We start from the raw sequence: 20,740 nt of genomic DNA, 5'->3' as shown, positions 1-20,740 counted from the left end.
CAGCGGCGCCTTAGCAGCGCCGCCGATACATATAATGGAAGATACCTGACCCAATGGGGTGGGGGAATGCAAGCGGATTTGACCTTGGTCGGCATGGGCTTGCATATTTTTAGAACAATGAAGCGGGTTTAGTCGTATTGGACCACTTCGTATTCGATCGCGTCGTGGTCATGGAAGTAAAACCGTTGGCCCGGTTCGTAGTCATAGTGTTCTCCGGCGGTGAATCCGGTTTCGTTGACGCGGGTGCGCATTGTTTGGATATCATCCACCACAACCGCGATGTGATTGAGGCCGCCTGGTGTGGTGTAATTGTCTTGGCGTGCCTTCAGCCCCCCGTCCTTTGGGACATAAAGCGCGAGATAACGGCTGTCTGTGCCAACATGAACAGAATACCCGACTTCGCGCGAGCCACCTGTCCAACGGACGTGCCATCCAAACAGGTCACACATCCATTTGGCAGTCGCATCGGGATCTGAGACGGTGACATTGGCATGTTCAAGCTGTGCTGTGATCATTTTGACTTTCCTTTTGTTGTTGATACGACGAGTGTCGGACCTCAAGTTAACTTTAGGTCAAGAGGTTTTTTCACATGAAAGCATCCGAAGGTTTGAACATTGGCGAAGTTGCGGCGCGGACTGGTTTGGCGGTGTCTGCCATTCGTCACTACGAAGCCGAGGGTTTGATTGCGCCGTGGCGCAATTCAGGCGGGCAGCGCCGATTTCTGCGCAGCGATATTCGACGCCTTAGCTTTGTGATGGCCGCGCAGCAGTTTGGGTTCACGTTGCCGCAGATAAAGGTGGAGTTGGATCGATTGCCGCGGCATCGCGCGCCATCTCGTGCCGATTGGACGCGCATAGCACAGACATTTCGCGTCGCCCTTGATGCGCGCATCGCGCAGATGGAGAAGCTGCGCGACACATTGGATGGCTGCATTGGCTGCGGGTGTCTGAGCCTTGAGGCTTGCGCACTTTATAATCCCGCTGATCGGGCGGGCACGCGCGGCCCGGGGCCGCGCTATCTTATGGGCGATCGGCCTTTTAACACCACGTAAATGCCGCGTTAAAAGCGTCTTCTAGGAGCGTGTATTAAGAATAAGTCTGACCAATCAGCATTTGTGGGGCCGTGTTGGTGAAGTTAGGAATGTCCGCCAACACGGGTGCAGCTGCTGCCAATGCCCCATCTAGCGCTGCTTGATCCGCAAAAACCATTGTCGCCGTGGCGTGAAAGGCAGGCGGTGTATCCGGCCCGCCAGCGAGCCCTTTGGTCACCACGGTATCCTGAATGTAGGAGCCCATATGTTCTGTAACCAAATCCAGATGTTTGGATGCATAGTAGGCGTCGTCGAAATGTGTGTCGCCAACGATCGGGTAAAGCACTTGTAATGTGATAGCCATGTAGTCCTCCTGTGTCCGTGAAGGGTTAGCTTGCCTCGTTTGCTTTTGCATGCCTAGGGCTACGTTGGTCTTGATGGCCTCGGGCGATTTTACGCGGTGTCGCGATTGCATTGCTGTCTGGGCTGGGCTAGCCATTTCTTAACAGGTATTTTGCGTCGGCTTTCCACAGCCATCGCGACAAAGGGAGTGGACCTATATGGCCGACATTGAACGCGAAACCATGGAATATGACGTTGTCATCGTCGGTGCGGGCCCGGCGGGTCTTTCGGCGGCGATCCGTTTGAAACAATTGGACGCTGACCTGAATGTGGTCGTATTGGAAAAAGGATCCGAAGTGGGCGCGCACATCTTATCGGGTGCGGTTTTGGACCCCTCCGGTTTGGACGCGTTGATCCCGGATTGGAAAGACAAAGGCGCGCCGTTGACTGTGCCGGTCAAGGACGACAACTTTTATATGTTGGGTGAGGCGGGTCAGGTCCGTATCCCGAACTTCCCCATGCCGCCGTTGATGAACAACCATGGCAACTATATCGTGTCGATGGGCAACGTCTGCCGTTGGATGGCAGAACAGGCCGAAGGGCTTGGCGTCGAAATCTTCCCCGGTATGGCGTGTTCAGAATTGGTTTACGGCGACAACGGTGAAATCAAAGGTGTTGTCGCAGGCGTCTTTGGTCTTGAGGCAGATGGGTCGATTGGCGAAGGCACCGAACCCGGCATGGAGCTGCACGGCAAGTACGTGTTCCTATCCGAAGGCGTGCGCGGGTCGCTGTCCAAAGAGGTGATCGACAAGTTTGACCTAAGCGATGGCAAAGAGCCGCAGAAATACGGCCTAGGCATGAAAGAAATTTGGGAAATCGACCCGGCAAAACACAAAGAAGGGTCGATCACGCACACGATGGGTTGGCCTTTGGGTGGCAACGCGGGCGGTGGTTCGTTCATCTATCACCTTGAGAACAATCAGGTTTACGTCGGTTTTGTTGTCCACTTGAACTACAAAAACCCGCACTTGTTCCCCTACATGGAATTCCAGCGCTTTAAGCATCATCCGATGGTGGCTGAGTTGCTTGAGGGCGGTAAACGCGTGGCCTACGGTGCGCGCGCGATTTCCGAAGGCGGCTATCAATCGATGCCTAAGATGGTTGCACCCGGTGTGGCCCTGCTGGGGTGTTCGGTGGGCATGGTGAACGTGCCGCGCATCAAGGGCAACCACAACGCGATGTTGTCGGGCAAAGCCGCTGCCGAAGCCGCGTTTGACGCGATCAAAGCGGGCCGCAGCGCGGACGAGTTGACCGCTTATGAAAGCGAAGTGCGTGATGGCGCCATTGGCACCGACTTGAAAAAAGTGCGCAACGTCAAGCCGTTGTGGAGCAAATACGGCCTGGTCGCATCGCTTGTTGTTGGTGGGTTTGACATGTGGTCCAACACCTTGGGCTTTTCGCTGCTGGGCACTTTGGGCCACGGCAAAAACGATGCTGATGCGACCGAAGCAGCGTCGGATCACAGCCCCATCGATTATCCCAAACCCGATGGCAAACTGTCGTTTGACCGCCTGACCAACGTCGCATTCAGCTTTACCAACCACGAAGAAAGCCAACCCGCGCACTTACGTCTTGCAGATGAAAGCGTGCCTGTTGGCGTGAATTTGGCCAAATATGCAGGCCCTTCGGCGCGGTATTGCCCGGCGGGCGTCTATGAATTTGTTGAAGAAGAGGGCAAGGATACCCGCTTTGTCATCAACTTCCAAAACTGCGTGCATTGCAAAACTTGCGATATCAAAGACCCCGCGCAGAACATCACATGGACCACGCCGCAGGGTGGGGACGGGCCGAATTATCCCAACATGTGATCACGCAGCGCGCATTTGAAACCTATAGAACAAGCCGGGCCATCCTGTGCCCGGCTTTTTCGTGCCTGCACCGCAGTGGTGAAAAATGAGTGGGATTCTAACCATTTCGAGAGGTTGCGTTGCACCTGATGCCAGACGTGCTAGCCTACGACTTAACACTCCTCTGAAAAGGCAGTTCTTGCACGTGATCCGTTCCCTTCTTTGTCGTACCGCTTTGGCCTCTGTGATGGCCCTCATTCCTTTTGTGGGGGGCGCTGACACGCTTTCAGGATCTTATTTGGCCGGGCGACAGGCCGCGGTCCATAACGATTTTGAAGCGTCGGCGCGGTATTATACTGCGGCACTTGCGCGGGATCCGTCGAACCTTAGCTTGATGGAAGACGTCATTGCGACGCAATTGGGCATGGGCAATGTGGATCGCGCCCTGCCGGTCGCGAGGTTGCTTGAAGATCAGGATGTGCGGTCACAATCAGCACATATGACGGTGATCGCGGACCTGTTGGCCAACGAAGCCTATGGCGAATATCTGGAACGCAACGTCGAAACATTGGGCGTCGGTCCGCTTGTTGATGGGCTTTTGGGCGCTTGGGCGATGATCGGTGATGACCGCGCCGATGACGGGCTTGCTGCATTTGACAAGGTCGGCGAAGAACGCGGTTTGCGCGGTTTTGCGATGTATCACAAGGCGATGGCGCTGGGTCTCTTGGGTGATTTCGCCGCTGCCGAGGACTTGTTTGTGGAAGAAGCAGGCCCGCTGCAACAGACCCGTCGTGGCGCCATGGCGCGCGCCGAAATTCTGTCGCAGCTTGATCGAAACGAAGACGCGATTGCCTCGCTTGAAGCTGCGTTTGGCGGGTCGAGTGATCCTGAGCTAAGTGGCATGCTGTCTGCCCTTGAAGCAGGCGATACGCTGTCCTTTACGCACATCAAAACCGCCCGCGATGGCGCGGCCGAAGTGTTCTATTCTGTTGCGGGGGCGTTGCGTCAGGACGCGGGTCCGGAATTTACGCTGATCTACGCCCGTGTTGCGCGTCATTTGCGTCGTGATCACATCGATGCGTTGTTGCTTGTCGCTGACCTTTTGGACGAATTGGACCAATACGATCTTGCCAATGCGGTCTACAAAGAAGTCCCAGCTGACGATTCAGCGTTTCACGCGGCTGAATTGGGCCGGGTTGGTGTTTTGCGCAAATCCGGTGACCCGGATGCCGCGATTGAGGTGTTGGAACAACTGGCCAAACGCTTTGGCGACCTGTCGATCGTGCATTCTACGCTGGGCGATGTGCTGCGTCAGCAGGATCAGTTTGAACCAGCTGTTGCGGCCTATGATCGCGCGTTGGACTTGACCCCCGAAGGGGTGTCGGGGGCTTGGTTCTTACACTATGCCCGCGCCATTTCGCTGGAACGGCTAGACGAATGGCCGCGCGCCGAATCTGATTTTCGCCGCGCATTGGAATTGAATCCCGGTCAGCCGCAGGTTTTGAACTATCTTGGCTATTCGCTGGTCGAAAAGCAGATCAAACTGGACGAAGCACTTGAGATGATCGAACAGGCCGTCGCTGCCAGCCCCGACAGTGGGTTTATTGTCGATAGTCTTGGGTGGGTGCTTTATCGCCTTGGCCGCTACGAAGAGGCGGTGAAGCACATGGAAAAAGCGGTTGAATTGATGCCGATTGACCCGGTCGTAAACGACCACTTGGGTGATGTGTATTGGTCTGTGGGTCGCACCCGCGAAGCGCAGTTCCAATGGATGCGTGCCCTTAGCTTTGTCGACCCCGAGGACACGGATGGCGAAGCTGATCCCGACCGCATGCGCCGCAAGCTCGAAGTTGGCTTGGACCAAGTGCTTGAGGATGAAGGTGCCGCGCCATTGAAAGTCGTGAATGACAAAGGTTGAGGTTTTCGCCCCGGCGAAGATCAACCTTGCCTTGCATGTCACAGGACAAAGGGCGGATGGGTATCATCTGCTTGATACGTTGGTGGGCTTTGCTGACATTGGCGACCGCATTACGCTGCATTCTGAATGGTTGCCCAAGTCGTTCGAAGTGACCGGCCCCGAAGCCGTTCCGGAATTGGAAAGCGATCACAACATCATGTGGCATGCGGCCATGAAGTTTTGGCAGCCAGATACCGCGCTTTCGATGCAGTTGGAAAAACACTTGCCCATGGCATCGGGAATCGGTGGCGGGTCCGCAGATGCGGCGGCAACGTATCGCGGCTTACTTTTGCTACGCGCCGCAGTCGAAGGGCGCAACACACCCCGCGACCCAACGCCCGACGATGCGCACGCGATGCTAGAGATCGGGGCAGATGTGCCGATGTGTGTGCTTTCTGATCCCGCCCGCGTGCGCGGTATCGGAGAACAGATAGAACCGATCCCTGATTTTTACCCTTATCCGATTGTGCTGGTGAACCCGCGTGTTCAAGTTTCTACCCCCGCAGTGTTCAAGAAGTTGGCAACCAAGGATAATCCGGGGCTGGACCCGTGGCCTGACAGTTTTGAAGACCGGGATGCCGTACTTGATTGGCTTGGCGCGCAACGCAATGATCTACAAGATGCAGCGGTACAAGACTGTCCCACAATTGCCATGGTACTTGGCGCGTTAGAACAATCAGGGACGTGCCGTTTGGCGCGCATGTCAGGATCAGGTGCTACATGTTTTGGTCTGTTTGATAGGGTTCACAAAGCCGAGGCCGCCGCCGATGCAATTCGCGCCGCGTACCCCGATTGGTGGGTGCAGTCAGGCCGTTTGAATGGCGGGCGTCGGGCTGTGCCTCAGTTGATCCGTTCGACCACGTAATCCGCCAAATCGATGAGCATGTCGCGCAAGTCGTGTGCGGGCATACGGGCCATTGCCTGCTTGGCCTTCTCGGCCCATGCGACGGCATCGATCTTGGTCGCCTCCAGTGTCTCATGGCGATGCAGCAGGTCTAAGGCGTGTTCCAGATCGCCGTCTTCTTGGTGACCCTTTTCGATGGTCCGCGACCAAAATGCACGTTCCTCAGCGTCGGCTTTGGCTACGGCTTTGATAACGGGAAGTGTCAATTTCCGTTCGCGGAAATCGTCGCCCACGTTTTTGCCTGTAGCTGCGGATTGACCCTGATAATCCAACAAGTCGTCTACAATTTGAAAGGCAATGCCAAGCGCGTCGCCATAGTCATACAATGCCTTCACGACGGTATCGTCGGCACCGGCAATCACGCCACCGACTTCGGTTGCAGCCGAAAACAGCGCCGCCGTTTTGCCGCGAACCACTTGCAAGTAAACGCTTTCATCCGTCGCCAAATCTTGTGCAGCAGTCATTTGCAGCACTTCGCCTTCGGCGATGGTGGCAGAGGCATCCGATAGAATGCGTAGCACGTCGATGGACCCGGTTTCGGTCATCAACTGAAAGCTGCGCGAAAACAGATAATCGCCAACCAAAACAGAAGATTTGTTGTCCCATAGCAAGTTCGCAGTGGGCCGTCCGCGCCGTTGGGCGCTTTCGTCAACCACGTCGTCGTGCAGCAAAGTGGCGGTGTGAATGAATTCGACCGTGGCGGCCAAATGGATGTGATAGGGGCCCTTGTAGCCACACAAATGTGCCGCGGCCAACGTCAGCATAGGGCGTAAACGCTTGCCGCCAGCATCGACCAAATGGCGCGTGACCTCGGGGATTCGAGGCGCGTGGCGGGATGCCATACGCTCTTGAATCAGGTCATTTACCGCGCCCATGTCTTGGGCCAGCCAAGCGGCCAGACGGTCGTGCGGTTTGGCGATGTCAGATACGTTCATAAAGCTGCCCCATTGCCCCTCGACATTTAGCGCGGGATGCTTCTACATCCATGATATGAAGGAACTTTTGCGCAGCACTGACCCGACGATCATCGCCTTTGCCTCGGCCCTTCTTGAGGGCGAGGATATAGACTGCTTTCAGATGGACGTAAACATGAGCGTCCTCGAAGGTGGTATTGGTATTTTTCCACGCCGTTTGATGGTGCGCGAGGTCGACTATGACGACGCTTTGCGCACGATGAAAGACAATGACATCGATCTCGGACAATGACCTAACGCATGACGCGTTTCTGGGCGGAAAGCTGCACCTGTGGCAGCCCCGCTTGGGCTATCGGGCGGGTGTTGACCCCGTTTTGCTGGCCGCGTCTGTGCCTGCACGCGCGGGTGAAACGGTTCTGGATCTCGGGTGCGGCGTTGGGGCTGCGGCGTTATGCCTTGGCGCGCGTGTGCCGGGGTTGGACCTGACCGGGGTTGAACAGCAGGCCAGCTATGTCGCATTGGCCCGGCGCAATGGATTGCAGGTGTTCGAAACCGACTTTTGCAATCTGCCCGAAGAGGTTCGAGACCGTAGTTTTGATCATGTTTTGGCCAACCCTCCGTTTTTTGATCGCGCAGCTGGGCGTCAAGCAAGCGATGCCGGGCGCGAGGCGGCGCGCGGGCAGGCCACACCGTTGGCGGCATGGGTTGATGTCGGGGCCCGCCGGTTGCGCCACAAAGGACACCTGCACATGATTCACCGCGCCGAGCGGGTGCCAGATTTGCTGGCGGCGGCCCATGGGCGGTTGGGCAGCCCAGAGATTTGGCCGATTTGTCCGCGTGTCGGCAAACTGGCCGAATTGGTAATTTTTCGGGCGCGCAAAGATGGGCGCGCTGATTTCCGCCTGCATCCGCCAATTATTTTACACGAAGGTGCACAGCATTTGTGCGACGCAGATAGCTATCGTGCTGAAATTAGGGCGGTTTTGCGCCATGGGGCTGCGCTCACACTTTAAGCTTTGGTTAAACATTTGCGTGTTCACATGACTATATGATGCGGGTGCGGCGTGACATGGGGCGAAACCTGTGATTGTCTGAACCTGCACTTTATCAGCAAGGAGGACTACATGAGCATTCATGCCCATCTCGAAGAGTTGAAAAGGAAGCACCGGACCCTGAGCGATCAGGTTGATACGGCCCAGCGGGCCCCTGGTGCGGACACGACCGAAGTCGCCGCCCTGAAGAAACAGAAGTTAAAACTGAAAGAAGAAATCACCCGATTGTCGGGCTAAGCCTCTTTTAGGCTGGCGCGCGCGGCCAACACAGCCCCGCCGGTGATCAACAATGCAGCGAAGGCCAGTGACCAACTGGGCGTTGCGACGCCAGCCAAGATCAACACGAAGGTGGACACCAAAGGTGCGGCATAAGATGCGGTGCCAAGCATCTGAATATTGCCGCGTTTCACGCCAATATCCCACAGATAAAAGGCAAGGCCGACTGGCCCAAGCCCCAGTAATATTGCGCTGCTCCACCCGGTTGCGCCCTGCGGCCAAACCGTCGTTTCCAAAGTTAAATGCAGCGGCAAGGACAGTGCAGCACTAGCCAAACAAAACACTGCGACAGACGCTGTCGGAATGGTTCCAAATGCGCGTGACATGACGGAATAGCTAGACCACGTTAACGCGCACGCAAGTGCGAGAATGTAACCAGTGATATTTTCGCTTTGAAACCCAGTTGCGCCTCCTGTGACGATCAGTGCAGCACCTCCAAAGCCCACCACCGCGCCAAGGACGTGCCCTGCGCGCAAACGTTCCCCGGGTAAAAGGCCCGACAATACCACGATCAAAAGAGGCCACAGATAGGCGATTAAACTGGCCTGTTCTGCCGGGGCAAGGCGCAGTGCGGAAAAATACAGCGCGTGATAGCCAAATAACCCAAGCGTTCCTAAGACATAGACATGTGCCGGCACTGTTTTTAATTGCCCTAAGTTGCCCGACATCGCTGTCCAAGCCAAACCCAGAACGCCGCCAATGGCAAAGCAGATCGAATTGAGTAGAAGCGGCGGCGTTGGGGCGGCGCCGACTGTTAGCAGGGCTAAAACGCCCCATAATAGCACGGCGAAAAAGCCTACCAAGGTTGCTGTGGATTTTGTCATGTGCGCTGGTACTCGGTTGAGGGTAATCGGGTCATTGCCTTGGTGATATGGCTTGTCTTGGCGACTTCGGCCACGATCCAGTCGCGGAAGGCCGCAATTTGGGGACGGGTTTCAGCACCCTCTGAGCATAGGAACCGAAAATGCGCGCCCGTGTCGAGTGCAGTGGGAAACGGGGCAACAAGGCGTCCGTCGTCTAGATCCTTGACCACAAGTGCGCGCCGCCCCAGTGCAACGCCCATGCCGGACAAGGCGGCATCGATGGCGTGATCTGCTTGGCTAAAGCGCGGGCCGTGGGTCGAGGTGTAATCGATTCCCATGGCACGAAACCAGGTTTCCCAATTTGCGGTCACGTCTAGAAAATTGATACTTTCATCGATGATCAATGGCGCATGAACAAGGCTTTGTGGCGTCGGAAAGCGTTCAGCCAAGGCAGGCGTCATGACGGGGCATATCCATTCTTCGGCCAAAGGTAGCGAATAAAGCCCGGTGTCCGGGCCATTGCCAAAGCGAATTGCAACGTCGATTGCGTCGCGCGCAAAATCCATAATCTTAAGCGATGCAGAAAACCGCAACTCTATTTCCGGGTGGGCCTGTGCGAATTCATACAGCCGAGGCGCAAGCCACTTGGCGGTAAAAGCGGGGCCCGCTGTGATGTTAAGCGTTTGATTATCTGTTGTTCTTTGCGTTGACCGCCATGCCGCCGCCAAAGTTTGAAATCCGTCCGCGACTCCCGGGGCTAATGTTTTACCTGCCTCTGTCAATTCCACCGCACGGTTAAGACGGCGAAAGACAGGTGTGCCAAGGTGCTCTTCAAGAGATTTGATCTGAAAGCTCAGGGCGGCGGGCGTTACATTTAACTCGTCTGCGGCTTTGGCAAAGGACATATGGCGCGCGGCGGCATCAAAGGCACGTAAGGCCGTAAGAGGTGGAAGGCGATCAGGCATGTTCAGATAAGTATAACTTAATTGAAGCTAGGGAAAGACTCGTTTGTCGCAAGGGCACGCAATCGGCATATTTAGGTCAAGGCATCGCATAATTTAAACAAGTAAAAGGAACCGGTCATGTTTGAGACATCTGCACACCCTGCCATCCGTAAAGGACTTCAACAAGCACATGAAACCCGCGGCGCGGCGTTGGCGCAAGCGTGGCATTGGCTTTTTGGAGGCAAGATTTCCCGCTGATGGGCGCGCCATCTTACGGGATAAAGGAAGGGCCGGTGCAGACTATGCAACGGCCCTTATTTATGTGGAAATCGCGGTGCAACACTGTGCACCGCGCAGGCAGCTAGACAAAGAATTGCGCGCCGTTGGCGGAAATTGTCGAACCATTGATAAATCCAGAGTCCTCGGAGGCGAGGAAGACAACGCAGCGCGCGATTTCTTCGGGTTCACCCAAACGGCCTGCCGGGATTTGTGCGATAATGCTGTCACGTACTTTTTCAGGCACTGCCATAACCATGTCTGTGCCGATGTAGCCGGGGCAAATTGCATTCGCGGTGATGCCAGCCCGAGCGCCTTCTTGCGCCAAAGATTTGACGATGCCTAGATCGCCCGCCTTGGTCGCGGCATAGTTCACTTGCGCGAATTGGCCTTTTTGGCCGTTGATCGACGAGATCACGATAACGCGGCCAAATTTGCGTTCGCGCATGCCCGGCCAAACGGGGTGAACTGTGTTGAACACACCGGTGAGGTTGGTGTCGACCACTTGATGCCACTGTTCGGGCGTCATTTTGTGGAAAGGTGCGTCGCGGGTAATGCCGGCATTGGCAACGACGACATCGATGGGACCAAGGTCAGATTCGACTTGGGCGATCCCGGCGGCGGATTCGTCATAGTCAGCGACGTTCCATTTGTAGGTTTTGATGCCAGTTTCGTCCGTAAATTTGGCAGCGGCTTCGTCATTACCGGCGTAAGTGGCCGCAACAGCGTAACCTGCATCCTTGAGTGCGGTTGAAATGGCGGCGCCGATTCCTCGGCTGCCTCCGGTGACTAGGGCGACACGGGACATGGGGTTCTCCTCAATATTGTCTATTTTCTTTGTTTCACAAGCGGCACGTATAGCGCAAGATTATTACGCCGTGTTTCGCGGGTGATTAGGGGTCGGGTGGGCTAGGTGCCCACCCGTGTCGTGCAATCAATCGCGCGCGAGACACATTGCGACGCCCATGCCGCCACCGATGCATAGCGTGGCTAGGCCTTTTTTAGCATCCCGACGCTGCATTTCGAACAGCAACGTGTTCAGGATGCGTGCACCGGACGCACCAATAGGGTGGCCGATCGCGATCGCGCCGCCGTTGACGTTCACGACCGAAGGATCCCAGCCCATGTCCTTGTTAACTGCACAGGCCTGAGCGGCGAACGCTTCGTTGGCTTCGACCAGATCTAGATCCTCTGGCTTCCAGCCCGCTTTTTCCAGCGCTTTGCGGCTGGCATAGATCGGGCCGACGCCCATGATGGACGGGTCCAGACCAACGGTCGCGTAGCTAGCGATGCGGGCCAGCGGCGTGATTCCGCGCTTTTCCGCGTTTTCGGCTGTCATCATAAGGGCGCCGGCAGCACCGTCATTCAGGCCAGACGCGTTGGCGGCGGTCACTGACCCGTCTTTGGTAAAGGCCGGGCGCATCTTTGCCATCGCGTCGATGTTGGCGCCATGGCGGATGTATTCGTCGCTATCCACAACAATGTCGCCCTTGCGTGTCTTCACGGTGAAGGCCGCGATTTCATCCGCGAATTTGCCAGCTTTTTGCGCGGCTTCGGCTTTGTTTTGCGAAGCCACGGCGAATTCATCCTGCATGTCGCGAGTGATTTGCCACTGGTCGGCAACATTTTCTGCTGTTTGCCCCATGTGATAGCCGTTGAACGCGTCCCACAACCCGTCGCGAATCATTGTGTCGATGTATTTCAGGTCACCCATTTTATGCCCGGCGCGCAGATGTGCCGCGTGGGGGCTGAGGGTCATGTTTTCTTGGCCGCCGGCTGCGACGATATCGGCATCCCCAAGTTGGATATGCTGTGCCGCAAGAGCAACAGCACGCAGGCCCGATCCACAGACTTGGTTGATTGACCAAGCGGCGGAAGCTTGCGGTAAACCCGCATTGATATGCGCCTGGCGGGCAGGGTTTTGCCCTTGGGCCGCAGTCAAAACTTGTCCCAGAATTGTTTCTGACACTTCGGATTTGTCGATACCCGCACGTTCAACGACGGCTTCAAGCATCGTAGCGCCAAGGTCGTGGGCAGGCGTGTTCGCGAAGGAGCCGCCAAAACTGCCGACGGCAGTACGGGCAGCAGAAGCGATGACGATATTGGTCATGTGGTCAAATCCTCAGTTTAAGTTACCTTGAGGACAGTCCGAGCAGCATCCCAAAAATGGCAGGTTGTGCAGACCTCGGACAGTCCTGCATCGCACCTGCGTTATCGGATTCGCGCGTTGCTCGCAAACAAGGAACTGAGCGTTTAAGCGTGCATGCCGGTTTTTTTACCACGACCGCGCGGATTGAACAGCCAATCAGGCCGGATCTCAGGTGCGCAAAAATAATAGCCCTGCAAACAATCCGCTCCCATCTGTTGTAAGACTTCAACGTCTTGGGCCCGCTCAACACCTTCGGCGACAACAAGCATGTCGAAATGGCGACCAATATCGATCATCGCCTTCGTCAAAATTTGCATGTCGCGGTCGTCTGCAATGCCATTGCAAAATTGCATGTCGATCTTAAGAACGTCGAAGAAAAAATCCTTGAGGTATCGCAACGCGGTATAACCCGCTCCGAAATCGTCTAGGGCAAAACAAATGCCCCTTGAGCTGAGCCGATCCATGAAATCGACCACCAATTCAGGTTGATCCATCGCCGAACTTTCGGTGATTTCGAGGATTAGCCGTTCTCCGACGGAGCTGTCTTTACGCAGCCAGCGATTAAGGGTTTGCATCCAGTTTTGGTACCCGATGGAGCGAGCGGACATGTTAATAGACAAGCGAACAGATGGATTTTGGTGCAATGTGCGCAGACCCATGTTCAGAGCAACCACATCGATTTCCCGCCCCAGTTCAGCGCGTTCGACGACTGGCATGAAATCCTTGGCCGGGATGATGCGCCCGGTATCGTCCATGACCCGAATCAACGCCTCGTAAAAACCGACACGGTTGCCTTGTTGTGCGATCATCACGGGTTGATAGGCTAACAGAGTTTGATTGTGCTTCACCGCTTCGGCCACCATAGATAAAGTGTTTCGGTCACGGTTCATCACTGCTGCGCTCAACGGGCTGTCTTCGCCGGTTGGCATTTCGATGGGGCGAAAGTTGGCCATGGATGTCCCGCTCGTTAGAAGATTCTGTGTGGTCACTTTGGCGGCTTACGCGTAAAAACTGTGTTAATGTTAGCATTTTGTTCTAATTGGATCGATTAACCAAATAGAGGTGAATTATGGACGGTTGGTGCGGCTGGGCCGGGTCTGAACAGATCTACATAGACTATCACGACACAGAGTGGGGCGTTCCTGAATATGACGCCCGCACGTTGTGGGAAAAGTTGATCCTTGATGGGTTTCAGGCAGGCCTAAGCTGGATCACCATATTGAAAAAACGCGACAATTTTCGCACAGCCTTTGCGAGTTTTGACCCTGACATCATTGCAGAGTGGGGGGAATCGGATGTGCAGCGCCTATTGGGGGACGCAGGCATCATCCGCCATCGCGGCAAAATCGAAGCAGCCATTTCCAACGCGCGCGCCTTTCAAGAAGTTAACTCTCGCGAAGGGTTCGACACGTTCTTATGGAATTATTTCGACGGTGTTCCACTACAGAATCATTGGGCCACACAAGCTGATGTGCCGCCGATGACACCGCTTTCGACGCAAATATCGAAGGACTTGAAGGCGCGCGGTTTCAAATTTTGCGGGCCAACGATTGTTTATGCGTTTCTGGAGGCAACAGGGTTGGTCAACGATCACATCATCACCTGCCATCGCCGTGATGAATGCGCCGCGTTGGCACGACCAAAATAACGCCCACGTTTTCATTTCATGGTTTCGCGGGACCGCATCAAGGAAAAGAACTGTCCGAAGCGTTGACTCTGACCTCGGCGCGCGTATATGCGCGCACTCATTGGTGTTGGTGGACCCCGTAAGGGGTTTCCTGTCGGTCCGGCAAAATCCGGTCAGAGGACAACGCCCTTCGCACGATCATCATCCTAAAAAGCGGATGTCGGTTTTTGGGCCATGATGATGAATAATTTGATGAAGGAGAACAGCCGTGACAAAACGCACCGCTGCCAAATACAAACTTGACCGCCGCATGGGCGAAAACATCTGGGGCCGCGCCAAGTCCCCGGTCAACCGTCGTGAATATGGCCCCGGCCAGCACGGTCAGCGCCGCAAGGGCAAGTTGTCGGATTTCGGTATCCAGCTGCGCGCCAAGCAGAAGCTGAAAGGTTACTACGGCGACCTGACAGAAAAGCAATTCCGCCGCATTTATGCCGAAGCTGAGCGTGTCAAAGGCGACACCGGTGAAAACTTGATTGGTTTGCTGGAGCGTCGTTTGGACGCTGTTGTGTACCGCGCCAAGTTCGTGCCGACTGTGTTCGCTGCGCGCCAGTTCGTGAACCACGGCCACGTCCGTGTGAACGGCAAAAAGGTCAACATCCCATCCTATCGCGTCAAAGAAGGCGACGTGATCGAAGTGCGTGATCGTTCCAAGCAGATGGCCGCCGTTCTGGAGGCCACTCAGCTGCCCGAGCGTGACGTGCCTGACTACATGGACGTTGATCATTCCAAACTGGCAGCGACATTTGTGCGCACCCCGACCTTGGGCGATGTGCCTTATCCGGTGGTGATGGAGCCAAACCTCGTCGTCGAATTCTACGCCAAAAACTAAAGCGAACGTGCCCAAAAATGGGCGCATTTGTTTGGAAATTTTGGGGCGCGCAGTCATTGCGCGCCCTTTTTGTTTTAAGCACTACAATCGGGCAGTACGTTTCAGGTGTTTACCCGGCCTGTCCGTGCCAAGGTACCACCCATCCCGTACCACCAAAACGTGCTGTGCATTTGCCCCTAGCCACTGAACGTGCAGCCCCCTAAAACACAGCCTTGAATGAAAGGCTGCGCATGACCCGTATTACCGCTCAACCCGGCATCATGGACATTGCTTTGTATCAGGGTGGCCGCTCGCAACTGGCGGGCGTCACTGATGTGCTAAAGCTCAGTTCAAACGAAAACCCGCTTGGCGCGCCACCTGCCGCAGGTGCCGCACTGGTGCAGGCTGCGCAGGGGATGCATCTGTATCCATCCACAGATCACGCGCCGCTGCGTGCCGCCATTGGCGAGGTCTGGGGGCTCGACCCTGAGCGCTTAATTTGCGGTGTCGGGTCGGACGAAGTGTTGCAATTTGTGTCGCAAGCTTTTAGCGGGCCGGGGGATGAAATCATCTATACCGAGCATGGGTTTTCCATGTACCCGATTTTGGCCAACATGGCTGGTGCGACGCCGGTGTGCGTGCCCGAGAATGAGCGCGTCGTGGACGTTGATGCGATTCTGGCGGCGGTCACCGAACGCACCCGCATCGTATTCTTAGCCAATCCGGCCAACCCAACGGGAACGATGTTGGCAAATGGTGAATTGGATCGGCTCGCCGATGCATTACCCGATTATGTGATCCTTGTGATCGATGGGGCCTATGTCGAATTTGCCACTGACTATGACGGCGGAATTTCATTGGCGCGCTCGCGGCCCAATGTGTTGGTTACGCGGACGTTTTCCAAGATCTATGGGCTTGGTGGGCTGCGCGTTGGCTGGGGATATGGCGCGCCCGCGTTGATCGACATTATGACGCGCATTCGCCAGCCTTTTAACCTGTCTGTGGTGCAATTGGCCGCCGCCGAAGCGGCGGTGCGCGATACGGATTGGGTTAAGGATTGTGCTGCGCTGAATATGGAACAACGCGCACGCCTGACGGGTGCGCTGCGCCAGTTGGGATTGGCGTGCGATGACAGCCACGCCAACTTTGTGCTGGCCCGCGCGCAAAATGAGGCCGAAGCAGATGCAGCAGAGGCGGCATTGAATGCAGACGGCATCCTGATCCGCCGCGTTGGGGGCTATGGCTTTCCAACCGGATTGCGCATCACTGTGGGCAATGCAGAGCAAACCGGGCGCGTCATTGCGGCGCTGACCCGATGGCGCGAAGGGGCAACGCCATGACCTATAAACGCGTGGCCTTGATTGGCTTAGGGCTGATCGCCTCGTCCATGTTCTGGGCGATCAAGCGGGGCAATTTAGCGGGTGAAGTGACGGGTTATGCACGCTCGGAAGCGACCCGCGATACCGCCCGCCGGATCGGTCTGTGCGATCGCGTGTGCGACAGTATCGCCGACGCGGTAAAAGGCGCGGATCTGGTGGTGCTTTGCGTGCCCGTGGGCGTGATGGGCGATGTCGCTGCCGAAATGGCGCCGCATCTAGCAGCGGGCGCAACAGTCAGCGATGTGGGTTCGGTCAAACGCGCAGTTATTGACGCAGTGGGGCCACATCTGCCCCAAGGCGTGCATTTTGTACCGGGCCACCCTTTGGCGGGCACCGAACATTCCGGCCCCGAAAGTGGCTTTGCCGAGCTGTTCGACAACCGCTGGTGCCTGTTGGTCCCCGATGACGGGGCTGATCCCGATGCCGTCATGCGCCTGCGTCACTTGTGGGAAGGGATGGGCGCCAAGGTCGAGGAAATGGAACCGGATCACCATGATTTGGTACTGGCTGTGACCAGCCATGCGCCGCACTTGATTGCCTATACGATGGTCGGTGTAGCCGATGATCTGCGCCGCGTGACGGACAGCGAAGTGATCCAGTATTCAGCGGCCGGCTTTCGCGATTTTACCCGTATTGCCGCGAGTGATCCGACCATGTGGCGCGACGTGTTCCTGAACAACAAAGAGGCCACGTTAGAAATTTTGGGCCGCTTCACCGAAGAGCTTTTTGCCCTGCAACGCGCCATTCGTCAGGGCGACGGCGATCATCTTCACGATTATTTCACCCGCACACGGGCCATTCGCCGTGGTATCATTGAGGCCGGGCAGGATACTGATGCACCAGATTTTGGTCGGGGGGCGAAAAGATAATGCGACTTGGAATGATGTTGCTGTTTGTGGCCAGCGCAGCTGTGGCAGCGCCTGAGGGATCGAAACGGCCCGTGGCGCGCGCAGGCGCATCGGTGACAGCAGTGCCGGCGCAAGCGTCAATTGAGACAATCGCGTTTACGCCGGGTGCCGTATCGCTGCGCCCCGCGTTGCGCCCACGTTCTATTGCCAATCAAGCCTTGGCGCGTCGGGCTGAGCGGCGCAAAGGGCAGTTGTGCGGCGATCCTGACATTCAAGGCGATGTCGTCGGCTTTGTGCCGGGCCGTATCAACGGGTGCGGAATCGCAGAGGCCGTACGGGTCAAATCGGTAGCCGGTGTGTCGCTCAGCCAGCCTGCGACGCTGGATTGTTCTGCGGCCAAGGCGCTAAAATCGTGGACGGTAAAGAGCGCGAAAAAGAACCTAAGTAATGTGGGTGGCGGTTTGGCCAGCTACCGGGTTGCGGCGCACTATGCGTGCCGGACGCGCAACAACCAACCCGGCGCGCGCATTTCAGAACACGGGCGAGGCAAGGCGATCGACATTTCGGGCTTTACGCTGCGCGATGGGTCAACCTTGACGGTGCTCAAGGATTGGAGAGCCAGTGGTCGCGCGCTTCAGCGTATGCACAAAGATGCATGTGGCACCTTTGGTACTGTCTTGGGGCCGAATTCAGACCGGTTTCATCAAGACCACTTCCACTTTGACACGGCACGCCATCGCGGCGGGGCATTTTGCCGTTAACTGTCGGTGCATTAGCCGTTGGTTGGAACCCCATAGCACAAGCGTTGGTCGCTTTAGCGTAAAACCAGCTTTGGCGCAGGGCCAATGGGGAAGAACGCAAAATAAACGTTGCCGTCACGCAAAGTAAGCTCAACATCAAGGTGGGCCGGGTTGCCTGAGGCGTTGGCAAGCAGTTGCAAGATACCTTCCGCCTGTCCCCTTAAGGCGTTCGGCAATACGCCACTGGCCTCAGCCAAATCCAACATGGTGCGCCAGTTTTCTGCCTGAAGCGACACAACGCCCGTTGGCGTGCCCGCGCCATCAATGTCGAGTGCGGCGGCGAAATTCAGTCGTAAATCGCCCCAACGCGCTTCGGCTAAGTGCAGATCGATACGACGCGGTTGTGGGCGCGCGGTGTCCAGCGCACGGCGATCCCACGGGGTGTCAAAGATGACGGCAGCTTGCAACGTCAAACTGTCGAAAGCGCGCGGGAAACTGTCTGGCAGCCGTAAAAGTGCGCGGATGGCGTCGCCCGGTGCGAACTGATGGGCCTGTGCGGTGAAGTCATATTGTGGGCCCGCCGATTGGACCATGGTGAGGGTCAAGCTATCGGCTTGCACTTGTGGACCCGCGGCGTCTTCGACCTGCCAAGGGCCTGATGTCCAGCCAAGGGTTTCTAACTCCAACGCGGTGCCAGGATGTAAATTCAAGGCCAAAACGCCGTCCTGCATCACCAACGTCGAACGCCCCAATGGCGAGGCCAGCTGGATCGGGGCGTCATCCAATGCAACGGTGACATCACCGGGCCACCACGCCGGGGCTGAGATATCAAGGCGCGACGTTTGAACCGCTACCCCCGCATCCGGATCCGCCAGTGCAATATCACGCAGGCCAGCCTGTAAAGTCAGGGGAAAGCCGCCGCCGACAACCTCTCCAAGTTCGGCCTGCCACCCTTCGGCCTTGCGCGCGTCGAACCAAACGTTGATCCCGCTGCGCAAAGACGTTGATGCAACAAACCACCAGCCCGACCACGCCAAAGCCGCCAAGATGACGATCCAAACCATTTTGCGCATGTCAGCCCTTTCGCTTTGACCCGAAATCGGGTCTATCCCACGCAAGACACAAAGGACCAGCAAAATGACCCTATGGGTATTTGGATATGGCAGCTTGCTTTGGAACCCCGGTTTCGAGGTAGCCCAAGAAATCCCTGCAACCCTTGCGGATTATGCGCGGTCTTTTTGCATGCGTTCGATCCATCACCGCGGCACAGAAGCCGACCCCGGGTTGGTGCTTGCGTTGGATGAAACTGCGGGGGCTACATGCAATGGCGTTGCCATGCGCGCAGCAACAGGAACCGAAGCTGAAACGTTGGCGTACCTGCGCGATCGCGAATTGATCTCTTCGGCCTATGTGGAACGCATGCTGGAGATCACGCTTGAAGGTGGGCAAACTGTGCAGGCCGTCACCTATGTGATCGATGCAGATCACGTGCAATATTGTGGCGGATTGCCGTTGGAAGAACAGGCGCACATCATCGCGCATGCCGTCGGTGGACGGGGCCCAAACAGTGAATATTTGTACAATACGGCCCAACATTTGAAAAAGTTGGGGGTGGCAGATCCGGACCTTGATTGGCTGTCACGCCGCGTTGCAGCGATTTTGGCATAAATCCTTGGCGCTTTGGCGCAAAACCCGATAGATTACCCAAAGAGCAGAGCAAAATAGGGGTCAAAGGCCAGCCCATGGCACAGACCACACCCGAGGCACATCCGCACTTTTCACAGCCTGTGCGGCAAATCGCGTTGATGTTGATCGTCCTTGGCCTGTCCGGCTTTGGGATCGTGTTGGCATTGCCGCGCGTACTGCCTGTGTTCGAGGCGAATCCCTATCTGAACGGCTTTATCGTCTTTGTGTTTCTGGTCGGCGTGATTTCATGTTTTTACATGGTCTATCAGCTGATCCAATCGGTGCGCTGGATCGAAGGCTTCGCCGGAGACGGTCCAAAAGAAAACGAACGGGCACCGCAACTGCTGGCGTCACTGGCGTCTTTGTTGCGCTCGCGCGGGTCGCGCATGCAATTGAATGCAACCTCGACCCGTTCGATCCTTGATTCTGTGGCGACACGCATCGACGAGATGCGGGAAATCACACGCTATATCGTCAACCTACTGATATTTCTGGGCCTTTTGGGCACGTTTTACGGATTGGCGACAACTGTCCCAGCACTTGTTGACACCATCCGCAGTCTTGCGCCGCAAGACGGAGAAGCGGGTTTCGAAGTGTTCGCGCGCCTTATGAGCGGGCTAGAAGATCAGCTTGGCGGGATGGGCGTCGCTTTTGCCTCGTCGCTGCTGGGGCTTGCAGGGTCGTTGATTGTTGGCCTGCTTGAGCTGTTTGCCGGCCACGGGCAGAACCGTTTTTACCGCGAGCTCGAGGAATGGCTCAGCTCGATCACCCGCGTCAGCTTTGCCTCCGAGAACGAAAGCGGCGGCGATTCCAACGCTATCGCTGGCGTTATCGATCATCTGGCAGAGCAGTTGGAAAACCTGCAAGCCGTGTTCGCACAGTCCGATCAAAGCCGGGCGATAGTGGATGACAAACTGGGACGGCTGGCAGATGCAATTGACAGGATGTCAGCACAGTCGACGGACCAAAGCGGCAGCACCGCAGCGTTAGGTCGGCTTGCCGATGGGCAAAGTCAATTGGCTGACGGGGTGCGTTCTATGGTCGAAGGGCAGCATCGCAGTGCCGAAGCGCAGGATCGTTTGATCGCCGTGATCGAAG

23 protein-coding genes are annotated in these 20,740 nt (G+C 56.4%); 14 read left to right on the top strand and 9 right to left on the bottom strand.

The genetic code is table 11. The annotated features are described in order from the left end of the window. Window positions 1-128 precede the first annotated feature (128 nt). Complete coding sequence (locus tag ABJF76_RS14190) at window positions 129-512, bottom strand: VOC family protein (protein ID WP_348409092.1); 384 nt, start codon at window positions 510-512, stop codon at window positions 129-131. 77 nt (window positions 513-589) lie between these two features. On the opposite strand from ABJF76_RS14190, the gene soxR reads away from it, so the two are divergent. Next, window positions 590-1,051: a redox-sensitive transcriptional activator SoxR gene (gene soxR, locus ABJF76_RS14185; protein ID WP_348409065.1), complete on the top strand. Its 462-nt coding sequence runs from the start codon at window positions 590-592 to the stop codon at window positions 1,049-1,051. A gap of 34 nt (window positions 1,052-1,085) precedes the next feature. Here soxR and ABJF76_RS14180 read toward each other — a convergent pair whose 3' ends face one another. Then, window positions 1,086-1,394 (bottom strand): EthD family reductase, encoded by a 309-nt coding sequence (locus tag ABJF76_RS14180; RefSeq protein ID WP_348409064.1) that lies wholly within the window; start codon window positions 1,392-1,394, stop codon window positions 1,086-1,088. A gap of 196 nt (window positions 1,395-1,590) precedes the next feature. Here ABJF76_RS14180 and ABJF76_RS14175 point away from each other — a divergent pair, with 196 nt between their 5' ends. From ABJF76_RS14175 to ABJF76_RS14165, 3 genes are all read left to right on the top strand, one after another. Next, on the top strand, window positions 1,591-3,240 hold the full coding sequence (locus ABJF76_RS14175; protein ID WP_413821879.1) for an electron transfer flavoprotein-ubiquinone oxidoreductase: 1,650 nt from the start codon (window positions 1,591-1,593) through the stop codon (window positions 3,238-3,240). A 226-nt stretch (window positions 3,241-3,466) separates the two neighbouring features. Beyond that, a complete protein-coding gene (locus ABJF76_RS14170) occupies window positions 3,467-5,137 on the top strand; it encodes a tetratricopeptide repeat protein (RefSeq protein ID WP_413821954.1) in 1,671 nt (556 codons plus the stop codon). After that, the gene (locus tag ABJF76_RS14165; RefSeq protein WP_413821880.1) at window positions 5,124-6,041 is read left to right on the top strand and encodes a 4-(cytidine 5'-diphospho)-2-C-methyl-D-erythritol kinase; all 918 of its coding nucleotides are present in this window, start codon (window positions 5,124-5,126) and stop codon (window positions 6,039-6,041) included. The genes ABJF76_RS14170 and ABJF76_RS14165 overlap by 14 nt, the downstream gene beginning before the upstream one ends. Here the strand turns inward: ABJF76_RS14165 and ABJF76_RS14160 are convergent. Then, entirely contained in the window at window positions 6,017-7,015 is a 999-nt protein-coding gene (locus ABJF76_RS14160; protein ID WP_413821881.1) for a polyprenyl synthetase family protein, read from the bottom strand. The genes ABJF76_RS14165 and ABJF76_RS14160 overlap by 25 nt on opposite strands. A 55-nt stretch (window positions 7,016-7,070) precedes the next feature. Here ABJF76_RS14160 and ABJF76_RS14155 point away from each other — a divergent pair, with 55 nt between their 5' ends. The 3 genes from ABJF76_RS14155 (at window position 7,071) to ABJF76_RS14145 (ending at window position 8,283) form a co-directional block, all read left to right on the top strand. Continuing rightward, window positions 7,071-7,286 carry a DUF2007 domain-containing protein gene (locus tag ABJF76_RS14155; protein WP_413821882.1) on the top strand — a complete coding sequence of 72 codons (216 nt, stop codon included), beginning with the start codon at window positions 7,071-7,073 and terminating at the stop codon, window positions 7,284-7,286. Beyond that, window positions 7,264-8,007 carry a tRNA1(Val) (adenine(37)-N6)-methyltransferase gene (locus tag ABJF76_RS14150; RefSeq protein ID WP_413821883.1) on the top strand — a complete coding sequence of 248 codons (744 nt, stop codon included), beginning with the start codon at window positions 7,264-7,266 and terminating at the stop codon, window positions 8,005-8,007. Before ABJF76_RS14155 ends, ABJF76_RS14150 begins: the two co-directional genes overlap by 23 nt. 111 nt (window positions 8,008-8,118) lie before the next feature. Further along, the gene (locus ABJF76_RS14145; protein WP_413821884.1) at window positions 8,119-8,283 is read left to right on the top strand and encodes a YdcH family protein; all 165 of its coding nucleotides are present in this window, start codon (window positions 8,119-8,121) and stop codon (window positions 8,281-8,283) included. On the opposite strand, the gene ABJF76_RS14140 is transcribed toward ABJF76_RS14145, so the two are convergent. The 5 genes from ABJF76_RS14140 to ABJF76_RS14120 form a co-directional block, all read right to left on the bottom strand. Further along, window positions 8,280-9,146: a DMT family transporter gene (locus ABJF76_RS14140; protein ID WP_413821885.1), complete on the bottom strand. Its 867-nt coding sequence runs from the start codon at window positions 9,144-9,146 to the stop codon at window positions 8,280-8,282. The two genes, ABJF76_RS14145 and ABJF76_RS14140, sit on opposite strands and share 4 nt — an antisense overlap. Next, entirely contained in the window at window positions 9,143-10,090 is a 948-nt protein-coding gene (locus ABJF76_RS14135; protein ID WP_413821886.1) for a transcriptional regulator GcvA, read from the bottom strand. Before ABJF76_RS14135 ends, ABJF76_RS14140 begins: the two co-directional genes overlap by 4 nt. A 340-nt stretch (window positions 10,091-10,430) precedes the next feature. Then, window positions 10,431-11,153 (bottom strand): acetoacetyl-CoA reductase, encoded by a 723-nt coding sequence (gene phbB, locus ABJF76_RS14130; protein WP_413821887.1) that lies wholly within the window; start codon window positions 11,151-11,153, stop codon window positions 10,431-10,433. A gap of 126 nt (window positions 11,154-11,279) precedes the next feature. Then, a complete protein-coding gene (locus ABJF76_RS14125; protein ID WP_413821888.1) occupies window positions 11,280-12,455 on the bottom strand; it encodes an acetyl-CoA C-acetyltransferase in 1,176 nt (391 codons plus the stop codon). A gap of 143 nt (window positions 12,456-12,598) precedes the next feature. Continuing rightward, window positions 12,599-13,447: an EAL domain-containing protein gene (locus tag ABJF76_RS14120; RefSeq protein WP_413821889.1), complete on the bottom strand. Its 849-nt coding sequence runs from the start codon at window positions 13,445-13,447 to the stop codon at window positions 12,599-12,601. A 116-nt stretch (window positions 13,448-13,563) separates the two neighbouring features. Between ABJF76_RS14120 and ABJF76_RS14115 the strand changes: the two genes are divergently transcribed. From ABJF76_RS14115 to ABJF76_RS14095, 5 genes are all read left to right on the top strand, one after another. Beyond that, complete coding sequence (locus ABJF76_RS14115) at window positions 13,564-14,142, top strand: DNA-3-methyladenine glycosylase I (RefSeq protein WP_413821890.1); 579 nt, start codon at window positions 13,564-13,566, stop codon at window positions 14,140-14,142. A gap of 247 nt (window positions 14,143-14,389) precedes the next feature. Next, a complete protein-coding gene (gene rpsD, locus ABJF76_RS14110; RefSeq protein WP_413821891.1) occupies window positions 14,390-15,010 on the top strand; it encodes a 30S ribosomal protein S4 in 621 nt (206 codons plus the stop codon). A gap of 230 nt (window positions 15,011-15,240) precedes the next feature. Further along, window positions 15,241-16,329 carry a histidinol-phosphate transaminase gene (hisC, locus tag ABJF76_RS14105; RefSeq protein WP_413821892.1) on the top strand — a complete coding sequence of 363 codons (1,089 nt, stop codon included), beginning with the start codon at window positions 15,241-15,243 and terminating at the stop codon, window positions 16,327-16,329. After that, on the top strand, window positions 16,326-17,237 hold the full coding sequence (locus ABJF76_RS14100) for a prephenate/arogenate dehydrogenase family protein (RefSeq protein ID WP_413821893.1): 912 nt from the start codon (window positions 16,326-16,328) through the stop codon (window positions 17,235-17,237). The genes hisC and ABJF76_RS14100 overlap by 4 nt, the downstream gene beginning before the upstream one ends. Continuing rightward, the gene (locus ABJF76_RS14095; RefSeq protein WP_413821894.1) at window positions 17,237-17,977 is read left to right on the top strand and encodes an extensin family protein; all 741 of its coding nucleotides are present in this window, start codon (window positions 17,237-17,239) and stop codon (window positions 17,975-17,977) included. The genes ABJF76_RS14100 and ABJF76_RS14095 overlap by 1 nt, the downstream gene beginning before the upstream one ends. 53 nt (window positions 17,978-18,030) lie before the next feature. Here the strand turns inward: ABJF76_RS14095 and ABJF76_RS14090 are convergent, their stop codons facing one another. Continuing rightward, on the bottom strand, window positions 18,031-19,029 hold the full coding sequence (locus ABJF76_RS14090; protein ID WP_413821895.1) for a DUF2125 domain-containing protein: 999 nt from the start codon (window positions 19,027-19,029) through the stop codon (window positions 18,031-18,033). A gap of 64 nt (window positions 19,030-19,093) precedes the next feature. Here ABJF76_RS14090 and ABJF76_RS14085 point away from each other — a divergent pair, with 64 nt between their 5' ends. Together ABJF76_RS14085 and ABJF76_RS14080 are read left to right on the top strand one after the other, a co-directional pair. Then, on the top strand, window positions 19,094-19,624 hold the full coding sequence (locus tag ABJF76_RS14085; protein WP_413821896.1) for a gamma-glutamylcyclotransferase: 531 nt from the start codon (window positions 19,094-19,096) through the stop codon (window positions 19,622-19,624). Window positions 19,625-19,698: 74 nt separating this feature from the next. Next, window positions 19,699-20,740 (top strand): biopolymer transporter ExbB (locus tag ABJF76_RS14080; protein ID WP_413822599.1); only part of this gene is annotated, 1,042 nt, incomplete at its 3' end.

The organism is Tateyamaria sp., from assembly GCF_039940735.1.
GTDB lineage: Bacteria > Pseudomonadota > Alphaproteobacteria > Rhodobacterales > Rhodobacteraceae > Tateyamaria.
This window is presented reverse-complemented; position numbering and strand designations above follow the sequence as displayed.

Excerpts from the sequence above, each read along its gene's own strand:
- soxR (WP_348409065.1), top strand. The coding sequence starts at position 590 with ATGAAAGCATCCGAAGGTTTGAACATTGGCGAAGTTGCGGCGCGGACT.
- ABJF76_RS14180 (WP_348409064.1), bottom strand. The coding sequence starts at position 1,394 with ATGGCTATCACATTACAAGTGCTTTACCCGATCGTTGGCGACACACAT.
- ABJF76_RS14175 (WP_413821879.1), top strand. The coding sequence starts at position 1,591 with ATGGCCGACATTGAACGCGAAACCATGGAATATGACGTTGTCATCGTC.
- ABJF76_RS14170 (WP_413821954.1), top strand. The coding sequence starts at position 3,467 with ATGGCCCTCATTCCTTTTGTGGGGGGCGCTGACACGCTTTCAGGATCT.
- ABJF76_RS14165 (WP_413821880.1), top strand. The coding sequence starts at position 5,124 with ATGACAAAGGTTGAGGTTTTCGCCCCGGCGAAGATCAACCTTGCCTTG.
- ABJF76_RS14160 (WP_413821881.1), bottom strand. The coding sequence starts at position 7,015 with ATGAACGTATCTGACATCGCCAAACCGCACGACCGTCTGGCCGCTTGG.
- ABJF76_RS14155 (WP_413821882.1), top strand. The coding sequence starts at position 7,071 with ATGAAGGAACTTTTGCGCAGCACTGACCCGACGATCATCGCCTTTGCC.
- ABJF76_RS14150 (WP_413821883.1), top strand. The coding sequence starts at position 7,264 with ATGACATCGATCTCGGACAATGACCTAACGCATGACGCGTTTCTGGGC.
- ABJF76_RS14145 (WP_413821884.1), top strand. The coding sequence starts at position 8,119 with ATGAGCATTCATGCCCATCTCGAAGAGTTGAAAAGGAAGCACCGGACC.
- ABJF76_RS14140 (WP_413821885.1), bottom strand. The coding sequence starts at position 9,146 with ATGACAAAATCCACAGCAACCTTGGTAGGCTTTTTCGCCGTGCTATTA.
- ABJF76_RS14135 (WP_413821886.1), bottom strand. The coding sequence starts at position 10,090 with ATGCCTGATCGCCTTCCACCTCTTACGGCCTTACGTGCCTTTGATGCC.
- phbB (WP_413821887.1), bottom strand. The coding sequence starts at position 11,153 with ATGTCCCGTGTCGCCCTAGTCACCGGAGGCAGCCGAGGAATCGGCGCC.
- ABJF76_RS14125 (WP_413821888.1), bottom strand. The coding sequence starts at position 12,455 with ATGACCAATATCGTCATCGCTTCTGCTGCCCGTACTGCCGTCGGCAGT.
- ABJF76_RS14120 (WP_413821889.1), bottom strand. The coding sequence starts at position 13,447 with ATGGCCAACTTTCGCCCCATCGAAATGCCAACCGGCGAAGACAGCCCG.
- ABJF76_RS14115 (WP_413821890.1), top strand. The coding sequence starts at position 13,564 with ATGGACGGTTGGTGCGGCTGGGCCGGGTCTGAACAGATCTACATAGAC.
- hisC (WP_413821892.1), top strand. The coding sequence starts at position 15,241 with ATGACCCGTATTACCGCTCAACCCGGCATCATGGACATTGCTTTGTAT.
- ABJF76_RS14100 (WP_413821893.1), top strand. The coding sequence starts at position 16,326 with ATGACCTATAAACGCGTGGCCTTGATTGGCTTAGGGCTGATCGCCTCG.
- ABJF76_RS14095 (WP_413821894.1), top strand. The coding sequence starts at position 17,237 with ATGCGACTTGGAATGATGTTGCTGTTTGTGGCCAGCGCAGCTGTGGCA.
- ABJF76_RS14090 (WP_413821895.1), bottom strand. The coding sequence starts at position 19,029 with ATGCGCAAAATGGTTTGGATCGTCATCTTGGCGGCTTTGGCGTGGTCG.
- ABJF76_RS14085 (WP_413821896.1), top strand. The coding sequence starts at position 19,094 with ATGACCCTATGGGTATTTGGATATGGCAGCTTGCTTTGGAACCCCGGT.